At 67.2% G+C, this 17,791-nt stretch carries 17 protein-coding genes; 3 read left to right on the top strand and 14 right to left on the bottom strand.

What is annotated here, in order from left to right; genetic code table 11:
- Positions 1-31: 31 nt before the first annotated feature.
- The 12 genes from OG326_RS14635 to OG326_RS14580 all read right to left on the bottom strand — a co-directional run bounded on the left by OG326_RS14635 (position 32) and on the right by OG326_RS14580 (position 12,099).
- Positions 32-763, bottom strand: coding sequence for an SDR family oxidoreductase (locus OG326_RS14635; RefSeq protein ID WP_327145180.1), 732 nt, complete (start codon positions 761-763; stop codon positions 32-34).
- Between the two features lie 27 nt (positions 764-790).
- The gene (locus OG326_RS14630) at positions 791-1,603 is read right to left on the bottom strand and encodes an ABC transporter ATP-binding protein (protein ID WP_327145179.1); all 813 of its coding nucleotides are present in this window, start codon (positions 1,601-1,603) and stop codon (positions 791-793) included.
- The gene (locus tag OG326_RS14625) at positions 1,600-2,397 is read right to left on the bottom strand and encodes an ABC transporter ATP-binding protein (RefSeq protein ID WP_327145178.1); all 798 of its coding nucleotides are present in this window, start codon (positions 2,395-2,397) and stop codon (positions 1,600-1,602) included. The genes OG326_RS14630 and OG326_RS14625 overlap by 4 nt, the downstream gene beginning before the upstream one ends.
- Positions 2,394-3,269, bottom strand: a complete 876-nt coding sequence (locus tag OG326_RS14620; protein ID WP_327145177.1) for an ABC transporter permease — start codon at positions 3,267-3,269, stop codon at positions 2,394-2,396. Before OG326_RS14620 ends, OG326_RS14625 begins: the two co-directional genes overlap by 4 nt.
- On the bottom strand, positions 3,266-4,216 hold the full coding sequence (locus OG326_RS14615) for an ABC transporter permease (protein ID WP_327145176.1): 951 nt from the start codon (positions 4,214-4,216) through the stop codon (positions 3,266-3,268). The genes OG326_RS14620 and OG326_RS14615 overlap by 4 nt, the downstream gene beginning before the upstream one ends.
- 7 nt (positions 4,217-4,223) lie before the next feature.
- The gene (locus OG326_RS14610; RefSeq protein ID WP_327145175.1) at positions 4,224-5,759 is read right to left on the bottom strand and encodes an ABC transporter substrate-binding protein; all 1,536 of its coding nucleotides are present in this window, start codon (positions 5,757-5,759) and stop codon (positions 4,224-4,226) included.
- A gap of 55 nt (positions 5,760-5,814) precedes the next feature.
- Positions 5,815-6,612, bottom strand: coding sequence for an alpha/beta fold hydrolase (locus OG326_RS14605; protein ID WP_327145174.1), 798 nt, complete (start codon positions 6,610-6,612; stop codon positions 5,815-5,817).
- On the bottom strand, positions 6,605-7,891 hold the full coding sequence (locus tag OG326_RS14600; RefSeq protein ID WP_327145173.1) for an O-acetylhomoserine aminocarboxypropyltransferase/cysteine synthase family protein: 1,287 nt from the start codon (positions 7,889-7,891) through the stop codon (positions 6,605-6,607). Before OG326_RS14600 ends, OG326_RS14605 begins: the two co-directional genes overlap by 8 nt.
- On the bottom strand, positions 7,888-8,898 hold the full coding sequence (locus tag OG326_RS14595) for an isopenicillin N synthase family dioxygenase (RefSeq protein WP_327145172.1): 1,011 nt from the start codon (positions 8,896-8,898) through the stop codon (positions 7,888-7,890). Before OG326_RS14595 ends, OG326_RS14600 begins: the two co-directional genes overlap by 4 nt.
- Positions 8,898-10,265: an NtaA/DmoA family FMN-dependent monooxygenase gene (locus tag OG326_RS14590; protein ID WP_327145171.1), complete on the bottom strand. Its 1,368-nt coding sequence runs from the start codon at positions 10,263-10,265 to the stop codon at positions 8,898-8,900. The genes OG326_RS14595 and OG326_RS14590 overlap by 1 nt, the downstream gene beginning before the upstream one ends.
- 11 nt (positions 10,266-10,276) lie before the next feature.
- The gene (locus tag OG326_RS14585; protein ID WP_327145170.1) at positions 10,277-11,491 is read right to left on the bottom strand and encodes an LLM class flavin-dependent oxidoreductase; all 1,215 of its coding nucleotides are present in this window, start codon (positions 11,489-11,491) and stop codon (positions 10,277-10,279) included.
- A gap of 122 nt (positions 11,492-11,613) precedes the next feature.
- Positions 11,614-12,099, bottom strand: coding sequence for a DUF2834 domain-containing protein (locus OG326_RS14580; RefSeq protein WP_327145169.1), 486 nt, complete (start codon positions 12,097-12,099; stop codon positions 11,614-11,616).
- A gap of 97 nt (positions 12,100-12,196) precedes the next feature.
- Between OG326_RS14580 and OG326_RS14575 the strand changes: the two genes are divergently transcribed.
- From OG326_RS14575 to OG326_RS14565, 3 genes are all read left to right on the top strand, one after another.
- On the top strand, positions 12,197-13,759 hold the full coding sequence (locus tag OG326_RS14575; protein WP_327145168.1) for a phytoene desaturase family protein: 1,563 nt from the start codon (positions 12,197-12,199) through the stop codon (positions 13,757-13,759).
- 18 nt (positions 13,760-13,777) lie between these two features.
- Complete coding sequence (locus OG326_RS14570; protein WP_327145167.1) at positions 13,778-14,371, top strand: TetR/AcrR family transcriptional regulator; 594 nt, start codon at positions 13,778-13,780, stop codon at positions 14,369-14,371.
- A 123-nt stretch (positions 14,372-14,494) separates the two neighbouring features.
- Positions 14,495-14,797 carry a hypothetical protein gene (locus tag OG326_RS14565; RefSeq protein WP_327145166.1) on the top strand — a complete coding sequence of 101 codons (303 nt, stop codon included), beginning with the start codon at positions 14,495-14,497 and terminating at the stop codon, positions 14,795-14,797.
- Positions 14,798-14,892: 95 nt separating this feature from the next.
- On the opposite strand, the gene OG326_RS14560 is transcribed toward OG326_RS14565, so the two are convergent.
- Complete coding sequence (locus OG326_RS14560; RefSeq protein ID WP_327145165.1) at positions 14,893-16,509, bottom strand: GMC family oxidoreductase; 1,617 nt, start codon at positions 16,507-16,509, stop codon at positions 14,893-14,895.
- 346 nt (positions 16,510-16,855) lie between these two features.
- On the bottom strand, positions 16,856-17,764 hold the full coding sequence (locus OG326_RS14555; RefSeq protein ID WP_327145164.1) for an LLM class flavin-dependent oxidoreductase: 909 nt from the start codon (positions 17,762-17,764) through the stop codon (positions 16,856-16,858).
- Positions 17,765-17,791: the final 27 nt, after the last annotated feature.

Genomic DNA, 17,791 nt, shown 5'->3' with positions numbered 1-17,791 from the left:
GCCGGTTCCTGGCGCACGATCGTGGCCCGCTTCAGAACAGCCCGCCGGCGTGGATCGTCTGGCCGGTGATCCAGCCGCCCTCCGCCGAGGCCAGGAATCCCACTATGGCGGCGATATCGTCGGGGAGCCCCAGCCGGCCCAGGGGGATCTGCTCCGCAGCCTGCGCCAAAGCCGCTGCGCTGACCTGAGTTTCGAGGGCGTCCGTCCGGGTGGCGCCGGGCAGGACGCTGTTGACCGTGATGCCGCGCGGTCCGAGTTCACGCGCGGCCACCCGCGCGAGTTGTTCGACCGCCGCCTTGCTCGCCGCGTAGAGCGCCGTACCGGGCCGGGAGGTGACCGTGGCCCCGCTCGAGATCACGATGATTCTGCCGCCGTCGCGCAATCGGTGCGTGGCTTCGCGCAGCGCGAGGAAGGTCGCGCGGGTATTGGCCCGGAACAGGGTGTCGAAGTCGTCGTCGGTGGCCTCGGCCAGCGGGGCGAAGCGCGCGATACCGGCATTGGCGACCAGGATGTCCAGCCCGCCAAAGGTTTCCGCGGCGAAGTCGAACACCGATCGCAGCTGATCCGCATCGGTGATATCGGCGCGAACGGCCGCCGCGCGACCGCCGACGGCTTCGATATCCGCCACCACTTCCCGTGCCGCGTCGGCATTGTCGCGATAGTTGACGACGACCTGCGCCCCGTTCACCGCGAGTCGCGTGGCGATCGCCCGCCCGATGCCCCGGGAGCCGCCGGTGACCAGTGCGACCGATGTGTCGGCCATGAAGTTCTCCTGTCGAATTCGCGCCGGTCAGTCTCGGATGACCGGTGGCAGTACGGGAACCGCGTCGAGCAGGTTCCGGGTGTAGGGGTGCTGCGGTGCGGTGAGGACGCGTTCGGTCGCGCCCTGTTCGACGACCGCTCCGTCCTTCAGTACCAGGATTTCCTCGCAGAGCTGCTGTACGACGCCGATATCGTGCGAGACCAGGATCAGGGAGAGTCCGAAGCGGGACACCAGGTCTCGGACCGTATCGATGATCTGGCCGCGGACCGTGGCGTCCAGGGCGGAGAAGGGTTCGTCGGCGACGAGGACCCGGGGCCGGGGAGCGAGTGCGCGGGCGATGGCGATGCGCTGACGCTGGCCGCCGGAGAACTCGTGCGGATAACGGTGTGCCGCATCGGGTTCCAGGCCGACCGCGAGGAGGAGTTCGGCGACGCGGTTGTCGTGATCTCCCGGAATACGCAGGCATTCCAGAGGTTCGGCGATGGAGTCGCGCACAATGCCGCGGGGATCGAGGGAGCTCATCGGATCCTGTAGGACCACCTGTACTTCGCGGCGGAACCAGAGCAGGTCGCGGCCCGTCACCGGACGGCCGCGATAGCGGACCGTTCCGCTGTCGGGGCGGTCCAGGGCGAGCAGGAGGCGTAGCAGTGTCGACTTGCCGGAACCGGATTCGCCGACAATGCCGAGCCTGGCGCCTTCGGCCAGGGACAGATCCACCGCACGCACCGCATGCCGGATCGGCGCCGGATGCCATAGTGCGCGGCGGGGCAGCCGGAAGGAGCGATCGAGGCCGGTCGCCTCTAAAAGCGCAGTGGTGGCACCGGTTTCGGTGATCGTCATCGGGCAGCCTCGGGGGCGCGGCGGAAGGATGCGGCACGGGCCAGGTCGAGCAGGTTTCGGGTGTAGGGGTGTGCGGGCGCGCTCAGAACGGCCTCCAGAGTGCCCGATTCCAGCACCCGGCCCTCCCCCATGACCAGCACCCGGCTCACCACCTGGGCGAGCACCGCCAGATCATGGGTCACGAAGAGCAGTGCCGTGCCCTGTTCGGTGACGAGATCGTCCAGCAGACCGAGGATTTCGGCCTGCACGGTCACATCCAGCGCGGTGGTGGGCTCGTCGGCGAGCAGCAGCCCGGGACGGGACGCCACCGCCATGGCGATGCCGACCCGCTGCCGCTGGCCGCCGGACAATTGGTGCGGGTAGGCGCGGACCAGATTCTCCGGATCCGGCAGGCCGACCTTCTCGGCGAGTGAGATCGCCTCCGCCAGCGCCTGTGCGCGGGACAGTCCGCGATGCAGGCGCAGTGGTCCGCCGATCTGCCTGCCCACGCGCATCAGCGGATTCAACGCCGACAGCGGTTCCTGGAACACCATGGCGATTCGATTGCCGCGAATACGAGACAGCTCACGGTCACCGCGACCGAGCAGTTCGACGCCGTCGAGCCGAATGCTGCCGCGCACCTGCGCTTCCTGCGGGAGCAGGCCCAGGATCGCCAGTGCGGTCAGCGATTTCCCGGAGCCCGAGGCGCCGATGAGCCCGAGCCGCTCCCCCGCGTCCAGGGCGAATCCGATACCGTCCAGCACTGTTGTCTCCCCGAAACGCACAGTGAGATCATCGATTTCGAGCAGCGTCATGTTTTCACCCCACTGCGCAAACGTGGGTCGGTGCCGTCGCGCAGGGCATCACCGAGCAGATTGAAGCCGAGCACGGTGAGCGCTACGGCCAGGCCGGGCCAGATGACCAGCAGCGGCCGCACCCGGATGTAGTCCTGCTGGGTGTGCAGCAGTCCGCCCCACGAGGGGGTGGACGGGGAACTGCCGTAGCCGAGATAGGTCAGCGTCGCCTCGGCCAGCACCGCGAGCGCCATGACCAGCGACAGCTGGACGATCAGGGTGGGTGCGATATTGGGCAGCAGGTGTTTTCGCACGATCCGCCCGGTCGAGGCGCCGGCGGCCCGCGCGGCGAGCACGTACTCCTGGCTCAGCACCCGCGCGATCTCAGCGCGCGACACCCGGGCGACCCCGACACCGGCGCTGATGCCGACCGCCACCACCACGGTCGCGAGCGAACCGCCGTATACCGCCGCCAGCACCATGGCCAGGAGCAGTCCGGGAAAGGCGATCATCAGGTCGATCGCCTGGACCACCACCGCGCCCACCGGCCGTGGTGACAGCACCGCCGTCACCGCGAGCAGAATTCCCAGTACGGCGGCCAGGAAGGCCGATCCCACTGCGGCGATGAGGGTTTCGCGACTGCCGGCCAGCAGCTGACTGAACTGGTCGTGGCCGACCCGGTCGGTGCCGAGCAGATGCCCGCGCTGAAACGGCAGCAGCCAGGCGGCGTGCAGATCGGTGGCCTGCGGATCGAACGGGGTCCACCACACCGACACCACCGCCGCGAACACCAGCACCGAGGCCACCGCGACTCCGAAGGCCCCCGCCGGGCGACGCACCACCGCCGCCGCGACCGTCCGCAGCGTGCGCCACCGTCGCGCCGCGCGCCTCATACCGTGCTCCCTATGCGCGGGTCGATGATTCGGTGCGCGATATCGACGAGGAATCCGAGGGTGAGCACCGCGCCGACGAGGATCAGCAGCTCGCCCTGCACCTTCACCAGATCGCGATTGCCGATATCGGTCACGAGCATGCTGCCGACACCGGGCAGGGTGAAGACCTGTTCGATCACGACCGCACCGACCAGCAGCGCCGCCAATTGCAACCCGAGAATCGAGACCACCGGCAGGGCCGCATTGCGAAAACCGTGCCGCAGCAGGGCCTGGGTGCGGGTCAGCCCCGTCGCCCGTGCGGTCCGCAGGAAGTCGGAATGCAGTACACCGAGTACCGCCGAGCGCACGAATCGCAGCAGCACGGCACCCTCTGTGAGTCCCAGTGCCAGGCACGGCAGCACCAGGGACCGGATCGCCGGTCCCGGACGATCCCAGCCGTCCACCGGAAAGCCCTGTGCGGGAAGCCAACTCAGTTGCACGGCGAACAACCACACCAGCAGGAGTGCCAGCCAGAGACCAGGAATCGCAATACCGAACTGCGACAGCGCATTCAGTGCGCCACCCGCGACCGTCCGGCTGCGCGTGGCGGCCCAGGTCCCCAGCGGCACCGCCACGAGCAGTGCGACCGCCATCGACCCCGCCGCCAGCGGCAGCGTCACCTCGAGTTTGCGGTTCAGTTCGACGCTCACCGCGGTGCCATTGAGCTGCGAATGCCCGAAATCGCCGTGCAGGACCCCACCGATCCAGGACAGATACTGCGCGGGCAATGACCGGTCCAGACCCAAATCGGCACGGATGGCGGCGATTTGCGCCGGACTGGCCTGCGTGCCCGCAATGGTGGTCGCCACATCGCCGGGCAGCAGCCGCAACAGCGCGAACACCACCACGCTGCCGGCGGCCAGCGAGATCGCGAGCAGCCCGAGGCGACGCACGATGTACCAGGTCACCGCCGCGTCACCCCTGCTTACCGACCGCGAGGGTGCTCAGATTGAAACGGTTGCTCGTCTCGTCCTGCGGTACGCCGTACACCCCATCGCGCAGCACGGTGGTGGCCTGCACCAGGAACAGCCAATCGGCGGCGGCGTCCTGGGAGATCTGCCGGGCAACGTTTTTCAGCAGCGCGTCACGGTCGGCGTCGGAGGCGGCGGTGCGGGCCTGGGTGTACCACTGCTGCACCTGCGGGTTGGCGTAGCCGAAGTAGTAGGTGGGTTTCGTGTAGTTGTCCAGGTCCCGGGCCTCGGCGTGGTCGACCAGGCTGAGCTGGAAGTCCTTGCTGGTGTACACCTTCGACAGCCAGGTTTGGAATTCCACCTGACGTACCGTGAGCGTGATGCCGACCTTCTTCAGATCCGACACCAGCAGATCGGTGATGGTGGTGGGATAGATATTGGGCACATCCAGGGTCAGCGCCAGTCCGTCCGCGAATCCCGCTGCGGCCAGGAGCTTCTTGGCATTGTCCGGGTTGTAGGCGTCGATTCCGGTGAGATCCTCGTACCAGGGGTCCTGCGGCGGCACATTGCTGCCGATCGCGACACCCGCCCCGTACGCCTGGATCGCGCCCTGCCGATCGATCGCCTGCCGGATCGCATGGCGCACATCGGGATTGGTGAACGGCGCACGGGCGCCGTTGAAGGCCAGGGTGAACTTATCGGTGGTGCTGCCACGCAGCACGGTGAATTTGTCATTGCCCGTGAACGGTTGCAGCAGTGTCGGATCGGCCGCGACCTGAATGTCGGTCTGGCCGGTCACCTCGGCATTGTTGGCGGAGTTGGGATCCTTGATATAGGTGAAGACCACCTTGGCGACCTTGGGCTTCGCGCCCCAGTAGGAGCCGTTGCGCGCCAAGGTGATCGACGATCCGCGATTCCACTGTGCGAGCGTGAACGGCCCGGAGCCGTTCTCGGCGCCGCCGAGCCCGGCGAAGTCGGTGCCCTGCTTGTAGACGATGCCGCCACGCTGGGTGAGGTTCCACAGCAGCAGGGTGTCGCGCTGCTTCAAGGTGATCCGCACCGTGGCCGGATCCGGAGCCAAGACATCGGCGATCGACGTGAAGGCCGCCGCCTTGATCGATTTCGAGCCGGGCGCGATCTGCTGCTGCAGCGACCACACCGCGTCGGCGGCGGTCAGCGGCGTGCCGTCGTGGAATTTCGCACCGGCCACCAGATGGAAGGTGTAGGCCAGCCCGTCCGGTGACTGCTCCCACGAGGAGGCCAGTGCCGGAACGATCTTGTCCCCGGCGGCGGTGTCGATGCTCACCAACCCCTGATAGACATTGTCCAGCAGCAATTGATCCAGCGCCGCACCCGAGGTGCCGAAGGTATCGAGGCTGGTGGGCTCCAGGGTCAGCCGCACAGTCACCGTAGCATCGGTATCGAGCTTGTCATCGGGCGGCGTCGCGGCCTGTGTGGTCTGCAGACCGGCGGGCGCGGCGGTATCCGCGCCGGTGCCGCAGGCGGCGGTGCAGAGTACGGCCAGCGCCGCCAGGGCCACCGGAACACGATGTGCCCATGCTGAATTCAGGAGTGTCACCCTCGTCCTCGGGAATCTATAGCTGCGCAGCGACAAAATTCACGATGACGCGGTACACGTCCTCGCGATCGAGCTCATTGAGAATGTTGTGCCGATCGTGCGGGAAGATCTCGGCGCGGGCCGCGGGCAGCAGCTGCGCCGCCCGGAGCACGCCTGCGGCCGGAGCCATATCGTCCTCGGCGCCGTGCACGAACAGTACTGGCAGGTGCAGCTTTTCCAGCACCGCGGGCAGTCGCGCCGCCGTTTCGACCAGTGCGCCGAGGGTTTCCAGGCGCAGGCCGCCCTGCCAGGTCAGCGGATCCTCGCGGATCTGCCGCGCATACCCCTCGTGCCGGGTCATCTCGAGGGGATCGCGGCGCAGATCCCAGGGATCGATACCCGCGGCGAGTAATTCGGCGAGGGCATTGCGGGCCTCCGGTGCGGGGACCAGCGAGGAGCCCGCCAGCACCAATGCCTGTGCGGGAACACCCCGTTCGGCGATCAACAGTGCACTGACGAGCGAACCGAGCGAATGCCCGGCCAGGAACAGCGGCAGTTCCGGATGCGCCTGCCGGGCCAGATCCACCAGCGTCGCGGCATCATCGACGAGCGCGTCGACCGACGAGATCAGCACGCGCACACCGGCACTGCGACCGTGCCCGGCATGATCACCGGCCCACACCGCGAACCCGGCGGCGTTCAGGGCCGCCACGAAGGGCTCGTAACTGCCGATGTGTTCACCCAGGCCGTGGAAGAACACGACCAGCGCCCGCGGATTCGGCGGCACCCACCGGTCGTAGTGGACAGTGCCTGCCACGCCGTCGAATTCAGCCATGGAGTCCTGCTTCCAGATCCGCGATCAGATCGGCGACCGCCTCGAGTCCGGCCGACAGCCGGACCAGACCGGGCGTCACACCGCTGTCGAGCTGCTGCTGCGGATCGAGCTGCGCGTGCGTGGTCGACGCCGGATGAATGACCAGGCTGCGCACATCACCGATATTGGCCAGATGGCTGAAGAGCCCGAGCCGGTCGACCAGACCGCGCCCGGCATCGTGGCCGCCGGTCAGTTCGAAGGCCAGCACGCCGCCCGCGCCCAGTGGGAGATACCGTTTCGCCGCATCATGCCAGGGACTCGAGGGCAGGCCCGCATAGTGCACACGGGCGACCTCCGGACGATCGGACAGCCATTCGGCCAGGGCCAGGGCATTGGCCGAATGCCGCGCGACGCGCAGTGAGAGGGTCTCCACTCCGTGCAGCAGCAGGAAGCTGTTGAACGGGGAGACCGCCGGACCGAGATCGCGTAACAACCTGGTGCGCAAGCGGATCGCGTAGGCGAGTTCACCGAACTTCTCGGCGAATACGAGCCCGTTGTAGCTGGGATCGGGGGTGTTGAACTGCGGCCAACGCTCCGGATCAGCACCGAAGTCGAACCGGCCGCCGTCGATGACGGCTCCGCCGATCGCGGTGCCGTGCCCGGACAGGAATTTGGTGGTCGAATGCACCACGATGTCGGCGCCGTGCTCGAGCGGCCGCAGCAGGTACGGCGTCAGCACGGTGTTGTCCACCACCAGCGGTACGCCCGCGGCATGCGCCACCTCCGCCACCGCGGCGGTATCGAGCACATTGCCGCGCGGATTGCCGAGGGTTTCGGCGAAGAGCGCCTTGGTATTCGGGCGGATCGCGGCCCGCCACTGGCCCAGATCGTCCGGATCGGTCACGAAGTCGACCGTGATGCCGTGCTCCGCGAAGGTGTACGCGAGCAGGTTGTAGGTTCCGCCGTAAAGTGTTGCGGCAGCGACAATATGATCACCCGCGCGGGCCAGGGTGAACAGCGCCAGCGAGGCGGCCGCCTGACCGCTGGCCACCGCTACCGCCGCCACCCCGCCCTCGAGGTCGGCCAGCCGCTCCTCCACGACCGCGGTGGTCGGATTCGACACCCGCGTGTAGACGTGAGTTTCCAAGTCGCGCAGGGCGAATGCATCGTCGGCGTGCCCGGCACTGTCGAACGTGTACGAGGTGGTCTGGTAGATCGGCACGGCGCGCGCACCGGTGACCGGATCGGGCTGGGCGCCGGCGTGGATCTGCCGGGTGTCGAAGGACCAGTCCCGGCTCATGACCGAGCCTCCAGAACGTCGGACCACCATTTCTCGGCAACCTTGGGATGCGAACGGAGCCAGCCGATTACGGCGTTCTCACCGAATTGCGCCAGCAGCGGATTGTCGGCGTCCGCGCTCACCCCGCGCGCCTGCGCGGCCAGCTCCGCCGGGAGCACCAGCGGTTCGACCACCGCGTCCAGTCGCGGCCCCAGGAAGAACGGCACCGAATAGCGGTCCACCCCGGCGGGCGGGCTCACGACCCGGTGCCTGGTCGCGATCAGATATCCCTGGGTCGCGATCTCCAGCATCTCGCCGATATTGAACACGAAGCTGCCCGGCACCGGCTCCGCATCGATCCAGCCGCCGGGGCCCTGCACCTGCAGACCGCCGACCTCGTCCTGCTGCAGCAGCGCCAGATAGCCGTAATCCTTGTGGGCGCCCACGCCCTGGTCGGAACCCGCGGAGTCCTGACCGGGATAGTGGATGATCTTCACGTGCGTGGAGGCTTCCGCATCGAACCAGGCGTCGAAGTAGCCCTCGTCCTGACCCAGCGCAACAGCCAAGGCGCGCAATACCTCCCGGCTCACCCGGAGTGCTTCCGCCTGCCAGTCCAGCGTGACCTGCCGCAGCTGCGGCAGCGCCGACGGCCACTGGTTCGGGCCGATCAACCGCCGCCAGACGGGATCCCCGGCCGTCGGGGTGACGGCCTCCCGCTCGGGCCCGATATCGATCTGCTCCCGCCGATCCGGTGCGCCCGCGGTGTATTCGTGCCCGGTCGAGGTGTATCCGCGGAATTGCGGGGAGTGGATATTCTCGATCTCGAGGCGCTGCTGCGGCGGCAGCGCGAAGAACTCCCGCGCCACCTCGAAGATTCCGGAGGTCAATGCCTCCGGGACACCATGCCCGACCACATAGAAGAAGCCGACTTCATGTGCGGCATACCGCAACTCGTCGAGGAAGGCGGCCCGCTCCGTGTCGCTACCGCGAAAGCGTGAGATATCGAGGATCGGCAATCGCGCTGTCATCACAGGCCTTTCGCGTTCGACACCGCGGACCGCACCGTCGGCAGGCCGAGGTTGTCGCGCAGTGTGGTCCCGGCGTAGTCGGCGCGCAGCGCACCACGGTCCTGCAGGAGCGGCACCACCGTGTCGACGAATTCGTCGAGACCCGAAGGCACCAGGTGGGATCCGATGATGAAACCGTCCGAGCCGTCGTTCTGGACGAAGGTATCGATCTGCTCGGCGACCTGGGCGGGCGTGCCGATCAGGGGGCCGCGTTCGAACTGATCGATCACCACCTCGCGCAGGGTGAGCTTCTTGGCCTCGGCGACCTCGCGCAGACGCTTGGCCGTGCCGAAACGATCCTGGTGCACGAAGGCGCGGCCCTGAATGATCGGCGCGGCCTCGGGATCCGGATCGATATCGGGGACCGGGCCCTCCGGGTCGTAACCGGACAGATCGCGGTTCCAGATCTGCTCCAGCAGGATCAGCGCGGTCTGGCCGGTGACCTGCTCATTGCGAATAGCGTGGTACTTCTCGATCGCGTCGGCCTCGGTATCGCCGAGCACGAAACTCGCCGAGGGCAGGATCTTGATGTCATCGGCCGCACGTCCCGCCGCCACCGCCCGCGCCTTGATATCGCGGTAGAAATCCGCCGCCTCCGGCAGCTTGCCGTACGGGGAGAAGATGGCATCGGCATTGGCGGCGGCGAAGGCGCGGCCCTGGGGTGAGACACCGGCTTGCAGCACCACGGGCCGGCCCTGCGGGCTGCGCGGCACGGTGAAGCGACCGGAAATGTCGAACTGATTGCCATGGAAGGCGAATGCCCCGGCATCCGGGCGCGCCAGGAACCGGCCGGACTCCTTGTCGGCGACCACATCCTCGGCATCCCACGAATCCCACAGGGCGCGCACGGCGTTCAGCGTCTCCTCGGCCCGCACATAGCGGTCGGCCGGATCGAGGAATCCGCCGCGCCGGAAGTTCTGGCCGGTGAAGGCATCGAAGGACGTCACCACATTCCAGGCGGCACGGCCACCGGAGAGATGATCCAGACTCGCGAACCGGCGGGCCAGCTCGTACGGTTCGTTGAAGGTGGCATTGATGGTGCCCGCCAGGCCGAGATGCTCGGTGACCGCCGCCAGCGACGCCAGCACGGTGAAGGTGTCGGGGCGGCCGATAATATCCTGATCGAAGATCTGGCCCGCGCGTTCACGCAGGATGAGACCTTCCGCGAGGAAGAAGAAGTCGAACTTGCCGCGCTCGGCGGTTCTCGCGGTGTGTTCGAAACTGCTGAAATCGATTTGGCTGCCGGCCTCGGGATGCCACCAGGCGGTGTGGTGATTGACGCCGCCGAGGTAGGCACCCAGGATGACCTGCTTACGGGGAGTGCTCATGATGACCTCGCTCAGGCAGTCGCGTAGCGGTTGGGAACGTCGGAGGGCAGACCGAGCAGTGCGCGCAGCGAACCCTCGGGATAGCCGGTGCGGAAAACGCCCCGGTCTTGCAGAACGGGGACGAGACGGTCGGCGAGGGCGGCCAGATCATCGACCGCCACACCGGGCCGCACTCGGAATCCGTCGGCGCCCTCCGCGCTCCAGGCGGTGAGCAGATCGGCGAGCTCCTCGGCGCTGCCCGCGAAAATCGCCGCATCGGAGGTGAATTCGGCTCCGGCGAGTGCGTTCAGGCGTGCCAGGCGCTGCGGGCCGGTCTCCTGCTCGGTATCGAGGAAGACCACCAGATCGGCATAGACGCGCAGCGGTTCACCGGCGCGGTGGACGCGTGCCGCGGCGGCGGCGACCTCGTCCACGAGGGCACGGGGGCCGCTCGCACGACCCGGGGTGACGAACACCAGATCCGCACCGCGGGCGGCGAATTCGTAGATCAGCGGGGCGTGCGCCAGGGCGGTCACCACCGGCTGCCCCTGCGGCGGGCGCGGTGTGATGGACGGTCCGCGCACGCTGAAGAAGCGGCCCTCGAAGTCGGCGCGGTGCAGTTTGTCGCGGTCGATGAAGCGACGGGCGCCCACGTCACGGATCTCGGCATCGTCCTCCCAGCTGTCCCACAGTCGCCGGACCACCTCGACGGCGTCGGCGGCCTCGTCGAACAGCTCGTGCACCTGGCCCGGAAACGTCCCGGAGGCCACCGCTTCCGCGATTTCGGCAGGGGTGAGCTCTCTGAATTCGCGCCGCCCGAAGTGCGCGGCCTCCTCGGCGGTGCCCGATACCCGCACCTGCCAGCCCGCCCGGCCGCGCGAGGTGTAGTCGAGGGTGGCGATCGCGGTGGAGACATGGAACGGTTCGGTATGCGTCGCGGTCACCGTCGGAATGAGCCCGATATGCCGGGTGATCGGGGCCACCCGCGCGGCGATCAGGCCCGCGTCGATCCGGGCCCGGACACGGTCGACGGCGTCATCGGAGGGTGTGTGCGGCACACCGGGCAGGGTCAGACTGTCCTCGATGCTCACGAAATCGAGCAGGCCGCGTTCCGCGGTGGCGACCAGATCCGTCCAGTACCCGGGGCCGAACAATTCGGCGGGCCGCGAATTCGGCTCCCGCCAGGCGGCCGGATGCCAGCCGGCTCCGTCGAGCGCGACGCCGAGATGCAGTGGGTTCGATGCCATCGTCTCCCGTTTCTGTGCGGACGTGAATGTCCTGCACCATCCCGCCGGACGCGGGCGGAGTCAACGGTTGCGATCAGCTCGAGCCGGGGGAAATACCCTGCGGGCGAGCGGAATTGACTCCACTACACCGCAGTGTGCGCCGGACGGGCGCGCCGCTGCCGTTCGGCGATGATCAGATAGAGCACGAATCCGAAGGCAGCACTGGTGAACAGGCTGCTGACGAAGAAGAGCCACGGTTTGGGCAGGCCCTTACGGAGGCCGCCCGCGATCGACATGATCGGCAGAATCAGGACATTGAGGAAGACGTAATCCTGGGATGCGGAGTCGGCGGCCCAGTTGGGGAACATGAGATAGATGTATTCCGCCCAGCTGGCGCCCGGCCCCCAGAGGGGATTCGTGCCGGCGTGGTGGTACTCGAGCACGAAGCGGATATTGAAGTACCACCCCAGTACCACCGAGGCCACACCAATTGCCCAGTAGGCGAGTTCGACCGCGCTGATGCGCGGCCGCCCCGGTACCGAGACGAACAGCGCTCGGTTCTCGCCGATGATCCAGGCGATGACAGCGATCCCGAGAATCGCGTGGACGAGCAGGCTGAGAACGTACATGGGCGGATTCTAGAGCCGGAAAGTGTCACTCATGACAGATTTGGCAGATGTTTTGTCACTGTTGACATTTTTCTGATCCGGTGGGACCGTTCGGCTTATGTCGGACTATGACGCGATCGTGATCGGGGCCGGGCACAACGGATTGGCGGCCGCGGCGATACTGCAGCACGCCGGACTGCGGACGATATGCCTCGAGTCCAACCACTATTCGGGCGGAATGGCCTCCACGGTGGAGCTGATCGACGGGTATCGATTCGAGATCGCCGGATCCGAACAATTCCCCACCTCCGCGCAACTCAGCGCCGAACTGGCACTCGATGCGGTGCCCGCCGTGCCGCTCGAGGTCATGTCGGTGTCGACGCTCGGCAGAGGCGACCCGCCGTTCATCTACTACACCGATCCGATGACATTGCTCGAGCATGTGAGCGCCGTGCACGGCAGCGAGGTGCTGACCGGGCTCGCCGGGCTGATGGCGTGGGCGCAGGCTCCGGCCCGGGCACTCGGCCGGTTCGAGATCCGGCGGGAACCGAAGACCATCGACGAGATGTTCGCCTGCGCGATAAACGAATTCGAACGCGCGGCGATCTCCGAAATGCTGTTCGGGTCTCTGTCGGAGGTTCTCGACCGCTATGTACCGCGCAGCGACAAGACCGGGGCGCTGCGCGGAATGATGTCCTTCCTCGGGCTGAACATGACATTTCGCGGACCTGAAACACCTGGCACCGCAATGGCATTGGCGTTCGGACTGGCCACGCCCGAGGGCGACGGCACCCTGATGCGCAAGATCCGGGGCGGAATCGGCGCGTTGACAACACATCTGCGGGAAAGATTCGAAACAGCCGGTGGACAGGTCCGGTTGCGCACCCCGGTGACTCGGATACTCACCGATGGAAAGCGGGTGACCGGGGTGCGCACCGGCGACGGCGGCGAGGTCACCGCGCCGATCGTAGTGTCCTGTATCGCACCGGATCTCACCGTCGGACAGCTGCTGGATCCGGAGGTGGTGCCCGCGGACACGCTGTCCCGATTCGCTCGCACCGACCACCGCGGCAGCTATCTGCAACTGCATTTCGCGCTCGACGGCATCCCGGAGTTCGCCGCGCCGTATGAGGTGCTCAACGATCCGGCCATGCAGTCGGCGATCGGCCTCTACAGCACTCCCGAAGAGCTGCAACAGCAGTGGGAGGATTGCCGGCGGGGCACAGTGCCCCACGACCCGGCGGTAGTCCTGCAACTGCCCTCGGTCCACGATCCCTCGGTCGCGCCCGCGGGCAAACATGCTGCCTCCGCATTCGCGCTCTGGTTCCCCATCGAGGGGCAGCGGGAGGACTACGCGCGGCTGAGGGCCGAGATGGCACAGCGGGTCACAGCCCGAATCTGCACCCTCGCACCGAATTTCAAGGACCTGATCGCCCGGCAAATTGTCTTCACCCCGCGACACATGGATCGGATGTTCGGCGCTCCGGGCGGCGACTACTGCCACGGCCTGGTCCACCCCGAGCAGATGGGCCCCGGCCGCCCCGGGCCGACCGGTTTCCGGGACCTGCCCCTGCCCGTCACCGGGCTCTACCTCGGCAGCGCCGGATGCCACGGTGGTCCGTCGGTCTCGTTCATCCCCGGCTACAACGCCGCGCACCGTGCGCTGGATGCGGCGAAGTAGGACCCTAGAATGCGGTCTATGCCCGCCGCGCCGTCACCCTCCAAAGCCGAGCGCACCCGCTCCACGCTGCAGCATGCCGCGCTGGCGCGCTTCCTCGAACACGGCGTGGAGGCGACGACGATCGCCGATATCGCCGCCGACGCGGGCGTGACGGAACGAACCTTCTACCGCCACTTCCCCTCGAAGCAGCATGTGCTGTTCGCCGATTACGACGCCCGGCTGGACTGGTTCCGCCAGGCCCTGTCCCTGCGCCCGCCCGGCGAACCGGTCACCACCTCGGTCCGCATTGCCGTCGAATCCTTCCCGTACGACGCCGCACTGCACCAGATCGCCATCCTGCGCAGCAACCATCTGGAGCAGGACCTCGTCCAGTCGCACATCAAAACGGTGCAGGCCGAATTCTCCCGCGAGATAGCCCAGTTCCTTCTGGACCGCACCGGCGCCGCCCCCGACTCCGATGACGCCTATCAGATCTCCATCACCGCCCAGTGCGTCGCCGCGGTCATGTTCACCGCCACCGAAACCTGGTTCGCCAGGGGCGATCTCAATGTCCAGGAACTCTCCCGCCTCGTCGACATCGGCCTGCAGAGCCTCAAGGACGGCATCGCCTGAGTTCACAGCTCGCGGAAACGCCACCGTATTCTCGTGGATACACGGCGGCACACCGGGCCACGATAGATTGCCGGGATCATGGTGCCCGGAGTCATCGGGTGCAGATTCACCACGGAGGATTCAATGAAGTTGCGCATTGCTGGACTGCTGGGCGCCGCCGCAGTGGCCGGAATGGTCGCGGTGCTCGCACCCGGAACCGCCGGTGCGGCAACCGGAACGCTCGTCGAGAACGGCAGGGTCCTCGTCGATCCGACCGGATGCGTCCGGATCAAGCTGACCGACGAGAGCAGCACTGTGGTGGCGAACTCCACCGACCAGGACGCCACCTTCTACGCCAGCGGCGACTGCTCGGGCGATCCCATCGGCACCGTAGCCGCCGGAGCAAGCGACACTCCCCCGATGGCCGGCAGCTTCACCATCAACTGACGTAGTACGACAGCGCCCGGCCCGGCATACCACGCCGATCCGGGCGTTTCCGTCACCGGCACAACACAATTCACCCTGTGACCGGCGGAAGTGGTTCAGGCCAGGATGATCGAGGCAGCGTGTTCGCCGATCATCATGGTGGCGGCGTTGGTATTGCCGCCGACGATGCTGGGCATGATCGAGGCGTCGGCGACGCGCAGGCCCTCCACTCCGCGCACCCGCAGCAAGGGGTCGACCACCGCACGCTCGTCCACGCCCATGCGGCAGGTGCCGACGGGGTGGTAGACGGTGGTGGCGCGGTTCGGGACCTCTGCGGCCAGCTCGGCGCGGCCGGGATACTCGGTGCCGGGGGAGATTTCAGCGTCCACGTCGGCGGCGATCGATTTCGCGGCCATGATTTCCCGGGTCAGTTCCATGCCGTGCACCAGGGTGTTCAGGTCCTGCTGCTCGGCGAGGTAGTTGGGGTCGATGGCGGGCGCGGCGGTGGGGTCGGCCGAGGTCAGTCGCAGGGTGCCGCGGCTCTGCGGGTAGATCATGGTGACCAGGACGGTCAATGATCGGCGCGGATCGGGGGTGTGGCGGATCGGGGCGTCCTGATTCGGGCCGGGATAGCCCCACGGCAGCACGTGCAGTTGCAGATCGGGCGCCTCCGCGGCATACGGGGTGCGCAGGAACGCGACCGCTTCGAAGACGCTGCGGGCCAGCCAGGTGCTGTTGTTGCGCAGGGACTCCCGCATGAAGGCGCGGGCGAAATACCCTGGCGCCGAACGGTTCACGGCGGTCGGCATGGCGAAGGACATCGGCACGAACAGATGGTCGTGCAGATTGTCGCCCACCGGGAGATCGGCGACGACGTCGATGCCGAAGGCGCGCAGATGGTCGGCCGGTCCGATGCCCGAGAGCATGAGCAGCTGCGGAGAGCCGAATGTGCCTGCGCTGACGATGACTTCGCGCTCGGCACGCAGCACCTCGGTGCCGTGCGCGGTCCGGTACTCCACGCCGGTGGCGCGGCCGTTCTCGATCAGAATGCGCACGACCTGCGTATTCGGCAGTACCGTAAGGGTTTTCGGTCGATCGTCGAGGTATCCGACCGCGGTGCTGTAGCGCAAGCCGTTGCTGTTGCTCTGCTGCAGGATCGAGACGCCGTCCTGCTCCGCGCCGTTGTAATCGGGATTGATTGCCGCGCCGGTGGTTTCGACCAGCGCCTGCATGAACGACTCGGACGCGGGCCGCAGGTCACGGGCGCGGATCACCTTGATCGGACCCGAATCACCGCGGAACCGGTTCGCGCCGTCCTCGAAGGATTCGAACTTCTTGAAGCTCGGCAGCACCTCGTCGTACGACCAGCCGGTATTGCCCGCCGCGGACCAATCGTCGAAGTTGCGCCGATTGCCGCGCACGAACACCATGCCGTTGACCGAGCTCGAACCGCCGACCACCTTGCCGTGCGTCTGCGGAATCGTGCGGCCCAGCGCATGCTTCTGCTCGACGGTGTAGTGCCCCCAGTCGACCATCTTCTTCAGCTGCGGCACGCTGTGCAGCGGGCCGATCATGCCCGGCTTGCGCACCAGCCGGGTGTTATCGCGCCGGCCCGCCTCGATCAGCGTGACGTCGGCACCGGTATCGGCCAGCCGGCGAGCGATTATCGCCCCGGCACTCCCGGATCCGATGATGATGTAGTCCGCCATCGCCACGCCAGCCCTTCTGCCCACACCGTTTCACCCGAGTCACCGGCAAAACTGGAACGTGTTGCGAAACTACTCCACAACGGCTGCGCAGGAGCCCGATTCGGCCATCCGGTTCGGCTCGGCCTACTCGTTCGCGGCGGCAGCAACCACCACCACGGCGAGACGCGCGGATGGGCGATCGTGTTCGCCTGCGACCTGATATCGGATGTATTGCTTCCCAATTCGGCCAATTCGATCGCGCCCTGATAAATCGGGCCGGCGACCAGCACCCACGCTCCCAGGAATCCACACCATGCGGCGATCACATGCATGAGCGCATTATGTGCGCTGCCGGTTCCGCGCCGGTGCCATCACCGGTACGCGTGGCGTGTCAGCGTGCGGCGGTTGCCTCGCGCACCGCCGGTACGACCTCATGTGCCCAGAGGTTCACTATTGTGTCGCTGATGATTTCGCCCGGAGCCTGCAGATAGACGAAGGCCGCGGCGCGGTGTTCGTGTACGGCGAAGGTCAATTCCTCCACCCACTGCGCGACCGAGCCACCGAGCCAGCGGCCGTCCTCGTCGCGGGTCTGCGACAGTGTTTCCCGGCCGATCCGACCCGACACGTTGTAGATGGTCGCGATATCAGCAGGACTCCTCCCGGCCGATGCCGCCGCTTCGTCGATGATCGGGCGTGCCCGAGCGACCTCCGGGCTGCGCCAATCTGCGAGGTGTCCCGGTATCCAGCCGTCCGCGTGGCGGCCGGTGACCGCCAGCATCTTCGGGCCGAGCGCTCCGACCCAGATCGGTGGCGGCGGTGCGGCCGCCGGCATCAGGTCGGCGATCTGATAGAACTCGCCGTCGAAAGTGACCGGTTCACCACCGCCGGAGAGGGCCCGCACCACGGTGATCGCCTCCTCCAGCGCGCGCACCCGGTCCGCCGGCGACAGACGCGGAACACCAAGGGCGACAATCTCATCCCACAGGCCACCGGCACCGATTCCGAGCACGAAACGACCACCCGAGATCGTCGACAGTCCCGTGACGGTCCGGGCGAGAATCGGAGCCGGGCGGCTCAACAGATTTGTCATGATCGTCGCCGCGGTGACATTCCGGGTCGCACCCAGAACGAACGCCAGCGTGGCGTAGGCGTCGATGCGGTCGGCGAAGTAGGGGTGGTCGGAGATACTGACCAGATCCAGACCCGCATCGTCGGCGGTGCGGGCGTGGCTGAGGATCTCGCTCACCTGGTCGACGCCGGTCTCGAGGTTCAGGCCGAAGAGGACTTTGTCCGAGGTCACGATGTCACCTTCCCGAGAAGTTGTCAT

Origin of the sequence: Nocardia sp. NBC_01327 (assembly GCF_035958815.1) — a bacterium.
Classification (GTDB): Bacteria; Actinomycetota; Actinomycetes; order Mycobacteriales; family Mycobacteriaceae; genus Nocardia.
This window is presented reverse-complemented; position numbering and strand designations above follow the sequence as displayed.